This window comes from Micromonospora sp. BL1 (genome assembly GCF_003667485.1).
In the GTDB taxonomy this organism is placed as follows: Bacteria; Actinomycetota; Actinomycetes; order Mycobacteriales; family Micromonosporaceae; genus Micromonospora; species Micromonospora tulbaghiae.
This window is the reverse complement of sequence record NZ_RCVK01000390.1, coordinates 1-10,739: the sequence shown is the minus strand read 5'-3', so window position 1 is coordinate 10,739 and position 10,739 is coordinate 1. Positions and strand designations below refer to the sequence as shown.

Below are 10,739 nucleotides of genomic sequence, written 5' to 3'. Positions count from 1 at the left end.
GGGCACCGCCACGGCGAGCACGGCCGACCCCACGGCCACGCCCACGCCGGCCGACCCGACGGCGACGCCGACGCCGAGCGATCCGGCCGCCACGCCGTCGGAGAGCAGCACCGCGGCGCCCCAGCCGACGCCGTCGCCGTCGAAGGTGAGCGGCGCGTGGCTGCCGATCACCGGACCGGGTTCGCCGCTCGTCCTGCTGCTGTTGAGCGTCGTGGCCTTCTCCGTCGGCGGCATCCTGCTCGTGCTGGCCTACAACCGTCGGCGGAGCTTCACCACGCCCGAGTGACGCCCGGCCCGGGCCCGGTCGTCGTTCTGGGGTGTTCCGCCAGCGTCAGGTAGCGGCGCGCCTCCCGGAGGCCGCGCCACCGCAGCCACGCCGTGCCCGACCACAACGCGACGAGGACACCGGCGGCCAGCCGGGTGGACCACCGAGGGCCGCCGACGAGCGGCAACGTCTGCAGCGCCGCCAATCCCAGATAGAGCCACAGATGCCATCGCTGGCCGAGCCGGCGGCGGGCCTCCCGGCGGGCGGCGGCGTCCACGGCCGGGTCGGTGGTCCGGCCCGCGCGCAGAGCGTCCCGCACGGCTACGGTCGGGCTCGCAGCGGAGGTACGCATCCGCGGCACCAGCCGCCGGCCGAGCAGCAGCGCCGCGCCGGCACCGACGAGTGCGGGCACGGCCGTGACGAGGAACAGGCCCACCACCTCCTGGAAGTCGCGCTCGCCTTCGGTCGCCCACATGCCGACCGCCAGGGCGGGCACGCCGAGGGCCACCGCCCCGGCCACCAGCACCGCGCCCGTCGTCACGGGGCCCCTGCTCCCTTGGTCCTCCCGTCCTCGGTCCGGCGCGTTCACCGCCCTGGTCCGGCCACCCCGTGCCGTCGAGCCGTCCCCCGTATTCGTCATCGTCGAGACGTACCCTCGGGTTGGTCGTGCCATGCCGGCGCGGCGGCCCGCCGTGCGGTGATCTCGAAGCCCGGCAGCGGGGTGGCCGGGCCAGCCGATTAGGCTGGAACGGTTCTGTCCGGATCGCGCCTGGAGCTCAGATGACGACGACACTGCCCGCGTACGACGAGGTCGTCGCGCGCTTCGAACCGGTGATCGGCCTGGAGACCCACGTCGAGCTGGGCACGAACACCAAGATGTGGTGCGGCTGCCCGACCGACTTCGGCGGCGAGCCGAACACCCGGGTCTGCCCGGTCTGCCTCGGCCTGCCCGGCTCGCTGCCGGTGGCGAACAAGGCCGCCATCGAGGCGACCATCCGGATCGGGCTGGCGCTGAACTGCTCGATCGCGCAGTGGTGCCGGTTCGCCCGGAAGAACTACTTCTACCCGGACATGCCGAAGAACTTCCAGATCAGCCAGTACGACGAGCCGCTGTGCTTCGACGGCTACCTGGACGTCGAGGTCAACGGCGAGCTGGTGCGCATCGGCATCGAGCGGGTGCACCTGGAGGAGGACACCGGCAAGACGCTGCACGTCGGCGGCGCCACCGGCCGCATCCACGGCGCCACCGAGTCGCTCGTCGACTACAACCGGGCCGGCATCCCACTCGTCGAGATCGTCACCAAGCCCATCCCCGGCACCGGCGCGCTCGCGCCCGAGGTCGCCCGCGCGTACGTCGCCGAGCTGCGTGACGTGATCCGTTCGCTCGGCGTCTCCGACGTGCGGATGGAGGAGGGGTCGCTGCGCTGCGACGTCAACACGTCGCTGAACCGGCCGGGCGAGGAGTGGGGCACCCGCACCGAGACCAAGAACGTCAACTCGCTGCGCTCGGTCGAGCGGGCGGTGCGCTCGGAGATGCTGCGCCAGGCGTCGGTGCTGGAGGCCGGCGGCCGGATCACGCAGGAGACCCGGCACTTCCACGAGGACACCGGTGACACCACGCCGGGCCGGTCCAAGGAGACCGCCACTGACTACCGGTACTTCCCGGAGCCGGACCTGGTGCCGCTGGCCCCGGACACCGCGTGGGTGGCCGAGCTGAAGGCCGCCCTGCCGGAGCTGCCGCGGCTGCGCCGCAAGCGGATCCAGCAGGACTGGGGCCTGTCCGACCTCGACATGCAGTCGGTGGTCAACGCCGGCGCGGTCGAGCTGATCGAGGCGACGGTGGCCGCGGGCGCCACCCCGGCCGCCGCCCGCAAGTGGTGGCTGGGTGAGCTGTCCCGCCGCGCCAACGAGACCGGCGTGGAGCTGGCCGACGTGGGCGCGACCCCGGCCCAGGTCGCCGAGCTCCAGGGCCTGGTCGACGCCGGCAAGCTCAACGACAAGCTGGCCCGTACCGTGCTGGAGGGCGTGGTGGCCGGCGAGGGCTCGCCGACCGAGATCATGACCAACCGCAACCTGGAGGTCGTCTCGGACACCGGCGCGCTCACCGCCGCCGTGGACGAGGCGATCGCCGCCAACCCGGACGTGGCCGACAAGGTCCGCAGCGGCAAGGTCGCGGCGGCCGGCGCGCTCGTCGGCGCGGTCATGAAGACCACCCGTGGCCAGGCGGACGCGAAGACCGTCCGCGAGCTGATCCTGGCGCGCCTCGGCGCCTGATCCGGTCGTGTGGGCCCTTTCCCGGCAGGGGAGGGGCCCTTCGTCCGCTCCTCACCCCGCAGAGGGCGTCAACGGCGACGCCCGGATGGAGTCACCGTGAACCAGCACGACCTCGACGTCCTCGACGAGATCCAGCGCCGGGTGCTCTGGCTCGCCACCCGCATCGTCGACGCGGCCAACCACGACCGCGACACCGGTGACGGGGTGAAGGTCGGCGGCCACCAGGCGTCCAGCGCCTCCCTCGTCACCGCGATGACCGCGCTCTGGTTCCATCACCTGGACGCCGAGGACCGGGTGGCGGTGAAGCCGCATGCCTCGCCGGTGTTCCACGCGATCCAGTACCTGCTGGGCAACCTCGACAAGTCGTACCTGCCGAAGCTGCGGGCACGCGGCGGGCTCCAGTCGTACCCGTCGCGCACCAAGGACCCGGACGAGGTGGACTTCTCCACCGGCTCGGTCGGCCTGGGCGCGGCCGCGCCGCTGTTCGCCGCCGTCACCCGCCGCTACGTCGACGCGCACTTCGGCCCGCGCCCGCACTCCCGGTTCGTCGCCATCATCGGCGACGCCGAGCTGGACGAGGGCAACATCTGGGAGGCGGTCGCCGACCCGGCCACCACCGGGCTCGGCAACGTGATGTGGCTCGTCGACTTCAATCGCCAGTCGCTGGACCGGGTCGTCCCCGGCATCCGGATCAACCAGTGGCGCGGCCAGTTCGAGGCGGCCGGCTGGCACGTCGTGGAGGTCAAGTACGGCCGGAAGCTCGCCGAGGCGTACGCCCGGCCGGGCGGCGCGGCGCTGCGCGACTGGATCGACCGGATGCCCAACGAGCAGTACCAGTCGCTGTTCGGACTGGCCGGCCCGGCGCTGCGCAAGCAGTTCCTGGACGGCGCGCCGGCCGAGGTGGCCGCGTTCGTCGCCGACATCGGCGACGACGAGCTGGGTCCGCTCGTCACCGACCTGGGCGGGCACGACGCGCAGGCCATGCTCGACGCGTACGCGCAGTGCGACGCGATCACCGACCGGCCCAGCGTCGTGTTCGCGTACACGGTCAAGGGTTGGGGTCTGCCGATCGCCGGCAACCCGCGCAACCACTCGGCGCTGCTCACCACCGACCAGGTCGACGCGCTGCGCGCCGCGCAGGGCCTCACCGCCGAGACCGAGTGGGACCGCCTCGACCCGGCGTCCCCGGCCGGCATCCGGGCCGGCGAGCGCCGGGAGGCGCTGTCCCGCCCGCCGCGCGAGCGGGCGCTGGGCGTCACCGTTCCGGAGACCACGCGGGTACGCGCGAACAAGCCGGTCTCCACCCAGGAGGTCTTCGGCCGGGTGCTCGTCGACCTGGCCCGCGATCCGCAGGTGGCGCCCTACCTGGTGACCACCGCGCCGGACGTGGCCACCTCGACGAACCTGGCCGGGTTCATCAACAAGACGGGCGTCTTCGCCCCGACCGAGCAGCGGTCCTGGACCGAGGACCGGATGCTGCGCTGGACCGAGAGCCCCGCGGGGCAGCACATCGAGCTGGGCATCTCGGAGATGAACCTGTTCCTGCTGCTGGGCCAGCTCGGCCTGTCGTGGGACCTGTCCGGCCAGCCGCTGCTGCCGGTGGGCACCGTCTACGACCCGTTCGTGCTGCGCGGTCTCGACGCGTTCCTCTACGGCACGTACTCCGGCTCGCGGTTCGTGGTGGCGGGCACCCCGTCCGGCATCACGCTGGCCCCCGAGGGCGGGGCGCACCAGTCCACCATCACCGCCTCGGTCGGCCTGGAGCTGCCCGGGGTGACGTTCCTGGAGCCCGCGTACGCCGGCAGCCTCGACTGGCTGCTCTGCGACGCGCTCGGGCAGATCGCCGGTGGCTCCGCTCCGGCCGCGACCGCCGCGCCGGCCGAGGACGGGGCGTACTACTTCCGGCTCAGCACCCGGCCGATCGACCAGGCGCCGTTCGAGGCGGCCCGGGCGCGACTCGGGGACGCCGTGCTGCGGCGGCAGGTGGTGGCCGGGGCGTACCGGCTCGTCGACGCGCACCAGGCGTACCCCGATCTGGCTGACGCCCCGGTCGTGCAGCTCGCCGCCTCCGGCGCGGTGCTGCCGGAGGTGCTCGCGGCCGCCGCGGAGCTGGCGGAGGAGGGCGTGGCCGCGCACGTGGTGGACGTGACCAGCCTGGACCGGCTGTACCGCGCGTGGCAGCGGACGCTGCGCCAGGGCGTGCGGACCGCGACCGTGCCGAGCGTGCCCGGAGCGCTGCGGTCGGCGTTCGCCGACCGGGTGCCGGTGGTCACCGTGCACGACGCCGCCTCGCACGCGATGGCCTGGCTCGGATCGGCGGTCGGCGCGCCGGCGGTGCCGCTCGGCGTGGACGAGTTCGGCCAGTCCGGCAACGTCCGGGAGCTGTACGAGCTGCACGACCTCCTGCCCGGCAGCATCGTCAACGCCGCGCTGGCCGCGATCGCGCTGCGCTGACGCGCCTGCGTCGCGCTGACCACACCGCACCTCAGTTGCCCTGACCTCGCCGCGTCACGGGGCCGGCCGGACCTTCCGGGCGGCCCCTCGCGCCGCGGTGAGGTCCGGCCTCCGTGCGCACGCCTCGGCCGCTCGGCTCGCCGGCCTCACGGCGCTCTCCGGGCCGGTCCGTCCTGCCCTCGGGGACTCGGCCCCGGTGCGTGCTGCGACCGGGCTGTCCCGGCTCGACTCCGGCATGGCGGTCCGCGTCCTGGTCGATCCTGGACGATTTGTCTAACGGAACGTAACCGCTGAGGTGGTTGCGGGGAGTAACTGCCTCTGGCGGCCGAAGGTGTTGCCTCTCGGCCCCTTTGCTCTGCAGCCATATCCGCAGCACCGCGCTTGAGCTGGGGCGGGGCGGTCCGCGCCGCTGCTCTGCAGCCACCCGCGCGGTTACTCTCGGTGCCTGCTGCGCCGATGGGTGCAGAGCAAAGGCGGCGGCGGGGTATCCCCGCGCCGCACGGCTTTGTTGCGCAGAGTGATCGGATGTCACGCGTGGCGAGCGGTCAAGCGCCACGTGAGGGACCGCCGGAAGCAGCGAAGAATGGACCAGGTGCGGGACGGTCAGCTCGTCGGGGTGGGGCTCAGGGTCGTCGTACCCGGTGACGGCGACTCCGAGGGGCCGCGGGTGGGCGTCGGGGTGACCGGCACCTGGTCGCCCTTGGCCGGGTCGCGGATGACGTGCCGTTCCAGGTTGACCTGCGACTGCCCGGTGCCGCCCACGGTGATCTCGTCGTACGCCTGGAGCAGCTTCTGCTGGTCGAAGTAGAGCACCGTCATGGTCAGCGGGGTCGGCTTCTCGCCCTCCAGACCGCGCAGCCCGGCCCCACCGGTCGAGCCCTGCACCATCAGCGTGGTCGGCTGCTTGCCCTCGACCTGCGGCAGCTTCGACACCTGCCGGGAGTGGGTGTGCCCGGAGAGCACCAGCGGGCAGGTGCCGGAGAGCGGGCCGGCCGAGGCGGGGTCGTGGATGAGCGCGATGTCGACCTTGCGCGGCGACTTCTGGATCGTGCCGGCGAGCTGTTCGCCGGCGCCGATCACCTGGTCGGCGACGGCCGAGGTGAGGCCGCTGCCGGCCGGCGAGGTCTCCTTGTCCGGCGTGAAGCGGGGGTCGCCGATGCCGGCGATGGTCAGCCCGCCCACCGTCGTGACCGAGTTGTTCAGCACGATCGCGTTCGGCTGCTGCGCCACGGCGGCGGCGGTGCGCGGCGAGTCGTGGTTGCCGCGGATGAACACGTACGGCTTCTTGAGCAGGCCGATCGAGCCGACGAACGACGCCTCCGGCTCGCTGCCCCAGTCGGTCATGTCGCCGGTGTCGACCACCACGTCGATGCCGAACTGCTCGACCACGGTACGGATCAGCTGCCACCCGGTCGGGTTGAGGTGGATGTCCGACACGTGCAGCACCCGGGTGGTGCCGGGCGACGGCTGCACCACGGGCAGGGCGGAGACCGTGGTGTAGAGCTTGCTGACGTTGCCGACCAGCCGTTGGAGCTGCTCGGCGTACTTGGTGTAGTCGTTCGCGATCCGCCGCGCGTCACCGACGATCGCGGGCGCGTTGACCAGCAGGCCCTCGTACCGCGGCTCCTCGATCGCCTGCGGGCGCAGGGTGCTCGCGGCCATGCCGAGGCTGCCGGCGGTCACGACGAGCGCCAGGCCGCCGGCCCAGGCGGTACGCCGGACGTCCCGGAAGACGAGCGCGGCCAGCAGCAACGTGGCCAGCACGGCCGAGGCGAGCGTACGCAGCCCGAGCCGCATCACGCCGTCGCGGACGTCCTGGACGGCCGACTGGCTGGCCCGGCTGATGCTGGCCGGGTCGTCGATGAGCGCCTCGGTGCGCCCCTGGTCCAGCGAGCCCACCTCGACGGTGAGGTACGCCGGGCCGTCGTGGCTGTCGAGCAGCAGCGCGCCCAGCGGCGGGATGTCGACGGTGGTGCCGCCGGACAGCGACGGGCTGAGCTTCAGCTCGGCCCGGAACGGGCCGATGTCGGTGCCGACGTGGCCGCCCGCGTACGTGCCGACCACGATGCCGCCGAGCGTGACCGCGAGGACAGCCAGCACGACACCCAGCCGGCGCAGCCGGTCACCGGGCCGCCATGCCGCCCAGCGGCGGGCGCGCCCGCGCTCCGGAGACGTCTCGTCCCCGGTGCGGTGCTGTTCGTTCTCGTGGCCGTCCATGCTGAGATCCTGACCTGCCCCTTGAGCGATCTTGACAAACCCGGTGGGCCGGATCAGCTCCGGCCGGCGCCCCCGTCGGCGAAGACGAGTCGCAGGATGCGGTCGTCCTCGGCGGTGGGCGTACCCCGCCCGTCGCGGTTCGAGGTGCTCACCCAGAGCGAGCCGTCCGGCGCCGCCGCGACGGCCCGTAGCCGACCGTACCGGCCGGTGAGCAGGTCGCGGGGCTGACCGAGGACGGTGCCGTTGCCGGCCAGCTCGACCAGCCACAGTCGCTGGCCGCGCAGGCAGGCGGCGACGAGCAGACGGTCCGCCGCCGCCAGGCCGGAACAGGAGGCGTCACCGGTGGGCCACTGCGTGATCGGGTTCACGTAGCGCTTGTCGTCGCCGCGCCCCTCCACCCGGGGCCACCCGTAGTTGCCGCCCTTGTTGATCTGGTTGATCTCGTCCCAGGTGTTCTGGCCGAACTCCACCGCGTACATCTTCTTGTCCGGCGTCCAGGCGAAGCCCTGGACGTTGCGGTGACCGGTCGACCAGACCGGCGACCCGGCGGTGGGGTTGCCCGGCGCCGGCTTGCCGTCCGGCGTGATCCGCAGGATCTTGCCGCCGAGACTCTTGGCGTCCTGGGCGTTCTCGGTGCGCCCGGCGTCGCCGGTGCTCGCGTAGAGGTGGCCGTCCGGGCCGAAGCCCAGCCCGCCGCCGTTGTGCGTGCCGGACTTCGGGATGCCGGTCAGGATCGGCTTCGGCGCCTGCCCGAGCTGCATCTTCGCGATCCGGTTGTCGTCCTCGGCCGTGTAGTAGACGAAGACCGTGCGGTCCCGGGCGTACGCGGGAGAGACCGCGATGCCCAGCAGGCCGCCCTCGCCACCGGCGGCCACGTCGGGCACTGTCTGCACCGGCCGGACGGCCAGCCCGTCCGGGCCGGACTCCGGGCCGACCTGGAGGATCCGTCCCTTGTCCCGCTCGGTCACCAGCGCCCCGCCGTCGGGCAGGAACGCGATGCCCCACGGCACCTCCAGGCCCTTGGCCAGCACGGTGGCGACCACCTGCTGGCCGGCCCCGCCGGGACTCGCGGTGCCGGACGGCGTCGGCAGGTTGGGCGGCGCGCCCGCCGGGTCCGGCTCGGGCTCGCCGAGGGCGCAGCCGGCGGTGCCCAGCAACAGCGCCGCGCAGGACGCCGCCAGCGCCGTCCGGAGGCGGCGGACACGGGGGTACGCAAGACGCGGGCTCACCCGCCCCAGCCTAGCCGGGCGGACCCGCGAACCGGGCACGTCGCGCGTACGCCTGCCCGCGTCCGGCCGTTCGGGGGAGTGCCGGTTCAACCGGCCCGCAGCGCGAGCAGGGCCACGTCGTCCTCCCACTGGTGCGCGGCGGCGAGCAGCCGGTCGCAGAGCAGGTCCAGCGGTACGCCCGGCCCGCCGGCCCGGAGGTGGGCGAGCAGATCGGCCTGGCCCTCGTCGATCGGCTGGTCCCGGCGCTCGATCAACCCGTCGGTGTGCAGCAGCAGCGTGTCGCCGGAGGCGAGGGTCAGCGTCCGGCCGGCGCGCCGGGGCGGCCGGGCCAGGCCGAGCAGCGGTCCGCGACCGTCGGCCACCGAGACCGTGCCGTCGGCCCGCACCAGCAACGGCGGCGGATGTCCCGCGTTGCACCAGGAGACCGCCAGCCCGTCGGCGGCCGGGCGCACCCGGGCCAGCACGGCGGTGGCGACGGTGGGCACCCGCAGCCCGCCCATGGCCCGGTCGAGGTGGGCCATCAGATCCTCCACCGGATCGTCCCGCCCGTACGCGTTGCCCCGCACCAGGTTGCGCAACTGGCCCATGGTGGCCGCCGCCTCGATGTCGTGCCCGGCGACGTCGCCGATCGCGGCGATCAGCTCGCCGTCGGGCTGGACGAAGGCGTCGTACCAGTCGCCGCCCACCTCCACCCGGTCGGCGGCCGGCAGGTAGCGGGCGGCCAGCTCGATCCCCGGCACGGCCGGCAGGGCGGGCAGCATGCTGTGCTGGAGCACCTCGGCGACGTGGCGCTGCTCGCCGTAGAGGCGGCTGTTGCCGACCGCCTGTCCGGCGCGTACCCCGATGTCCTGCGCGGTGCGCAGGTCGCTCGCGTCGAAACCGCGCCGCCCCTGACGGTTGACCAGCGTGACGGCCCCGATCACCCGGTCCCCGGCGGCGGTGATCGGCACGGTCAGGTGGGAACCGACGCCGAGCCGGTCGGCGAGCGGCACCAGCTCGGGGTGCGTGGTGCCGCGCGCCACGTCGTCCAGACCGGCCACGGCGCGCACCGCCGGCCGTCCGGTACGCAGCACCGACCGGATCTGCGACTCCGCGCTGAGCCCGGTGGTCAGCAGCTCGGCGAAGCGGGCCAGGTCGGCCTCGCGTTCGGCGTCCCGGTGCACGCCGGTGACCGTGCGCGGCCGGCCGGCCGGGTCGACGAGCGTGACCAGGCACCAGTCGGCGAGCAGCGGCACCATCGCGTGCCCGAGCCGGGCGACGGCAGTGGCCACGTCGAGCGTGCCGCCGAGCATCTCGCTCATCCCGGCCAGCATGGCGAGCCGGTCGTGCGCCTCCTCCGCGCGGCGGCGGGCCTGCTCGGCGCCCCGGACCGCGATGCGCAGCCGCAGCTCCGAGGAACACGCGGCGGCCAGGTCCGCGAGCGTCCGCAGCTGCTCCTTGCTCCAGGCCCGGGGCTTGCTGTCGATCGCGCAGAGCGAGCCGAGCACCCGCCCGTCCAGGTCGGTCAGCGGCATGCCCGCGTACGCGACCACGCCCAGGTCCTCGATGGCCAGGTTGAGGCGCACCCGGGGGTAGAGGCGGGCGTCGGGCAGCACCAGCGGCATCTCGATGTCGACGACGTGCTGGCAGAACGAGTGGCTCAGCGGCGTCTCCCGGCGTGCCGCCCACGGCTCTGGCAGGCCGGTGGCCCCGGGGAAGAACTGGCGCTCGGCGTCCACCAGGGAGACGAGTGCGACAGGCACGTCCAGCAGGTCGCCGACCAGACGCGCGAACCTGTCGAACGCCTCGTCCGGTACGGCGTCGAGCCGCGTCTCGTCGAGTGAACGTAACCGGTCGGGGTCGGCGAGCGCCGGAATCGGCACGGACACCCGTCCCCGGCCGTGCTCGCTCATCGCCACCGTCCTCAGGAAGCGGAACACCCGACCGGCGTCCCGCACTCGGTTATACCCCGCCGGACCGTCACTCCATTCCCGGCGCGGTGTTCGTCACGGGTCACGCCGCGCCGGCCGGTCCGGGCCGATATCGTCGGCGGTCGTGAAGGCATGGATCCCGCACCCCGAGGGCCGTCGGCTGCTCGGCGAGCTACCGCCCGGCGTCACCGTGGAGCTGCTGGACGACCCGCGGCGGCTCCCGTCGTCCCCGGTCGGTGTGCGGTTCTGGGTGCCGCCGTTCCTGTCCGGCCCGGACGCGGGGGCGCTCCTGGCCGAGCTGCCCGACGTCGAGGTGGTGCAACTGCTCTCCGCCGGGGCGGACGCCTGGGTGGGACGGATCCCCGACGGCGTGACGCTCTGTGACGCCCG

General features: G+C 73.9%; 7 protein-coding genes and 1 pseudogene. 3 read left to right on the top strand and 5 right to left on the bottom strand.

Annotated features, from left to right (window positions below):
* Both EAD96_RS31295 and EAD96_RS28950 read right to left on the bottom strand, forming a co-directional pair.
* A partial coding sequence (locus EAD96_RS31295; protein ID WP_199733333.1) for a hypothetical protein occupies positions 1 to 234 on the bottom strand: 234 nt, incomplete at its 3' end.
* A gap of 35 nt (positions 235 to 269) precedes the next feature.
* Positions 270 to 806 (bottom strand): hypothetical protein, encoded by a 537-nt coding sequence (locus EAD96_RS28950; protein WP_121686471.1) that lies wholly within the window; start codon positions 804 to 806, stop codon positions 270 to 272.
* Positions 807 to 1,045: 239 nt separating this feature from the next.
* Here EAD96_RS28950 and gatB point away from each other — a divergent pair, with 239 nt between their 5' ends.
* Together gatB and EAD96_RS28940 are read left to right on the top strand one after the other, a co-directional pair.
* Positions 1,046 to 2,539: an Asp-tRNA(Asn)/Glu-tRNA(Gln) amidotransferase subunit GatB gene (gene gatB, locus EAD96_RS28945; protein WP_120571316.1), complete on the top strand. Its 1,494-nt coding sequence runs from the start codon at positions 1,046 to 1,048 to the stop codon at positions 2,537 to 2,539.
* A 96-nt stretch (positions 2,540 to 2,635) separates the two neighbouring features.
* Complete coding sequence (locus EAD96_RS28940; RefSeq protein WP_121686470.1) at positions 2,636 to 4,993, top strand: pyruvate dehydrogenase; 2,358 nt, start codon at positions 2,636 to 2,638, stop codon at positions 4,991 to 4,993.
* Positions 4,994 to 5,596: 603 nt separating this feature from the next.
* Here the strand turns inward: EAD96_RS28940 and EAD96_RS28935 are convergent.
* From EAD96_RS28935 to EAD96_RS28925, 3 genes are all read right to left on the bottom strand, one after another.
* The gene (locus tag EAD96_RS28935; protein WP_121686469.1) at positions 5,597 to 7,210 is read right to left on the bottom strand and encodes a metallophosphoesterase; all 1,614 of its coding nucleotides are present in this window, start codon (positions 7,208 to 7,210) and stop codon (positions 5,597 to 5,599) included.
* A 53-nt stretch (positions 7,211 to 7,263) separates the two neighbouring features.
* The gene (locus EAD96_RS28930) at positions 7,264 to 8,439 is read right to left on the bottom strand and encodes a sorbosone dehydrogenase family protein (protein ID WP_120571313.1); all 1,176 of its coding nucleotides are present in this window, start codon (positions 8,437 to 8,439) and stop codon (positions 7,264 to 7,266) included.
* 86 nt (positions 8,440 to 8,525) lie between these two features.
* Positions 8,526 to 10,331, bottom strand: coding sequence for a SpoIIE family protein phosphatase (locus EAD96_RS28925; RefSeq protein WP_121686472.1), 1,806 nt, complete (start codon positions 10,329 to 10,331; stop codon positions 8,526 to 8,528).
* 142 nt (positions 10,332 to 10,473) lie between these two features.
* Between EAD96_RS28925 and EAD96_RS28920 the strand changes: the two are divergent.
* Positions 10,474 to 10,739 (top strand): annotated as a pseudogene (locus EAD96_RS28920) (phosphoglycerate dehydrogenase); the annotation flags it as partial.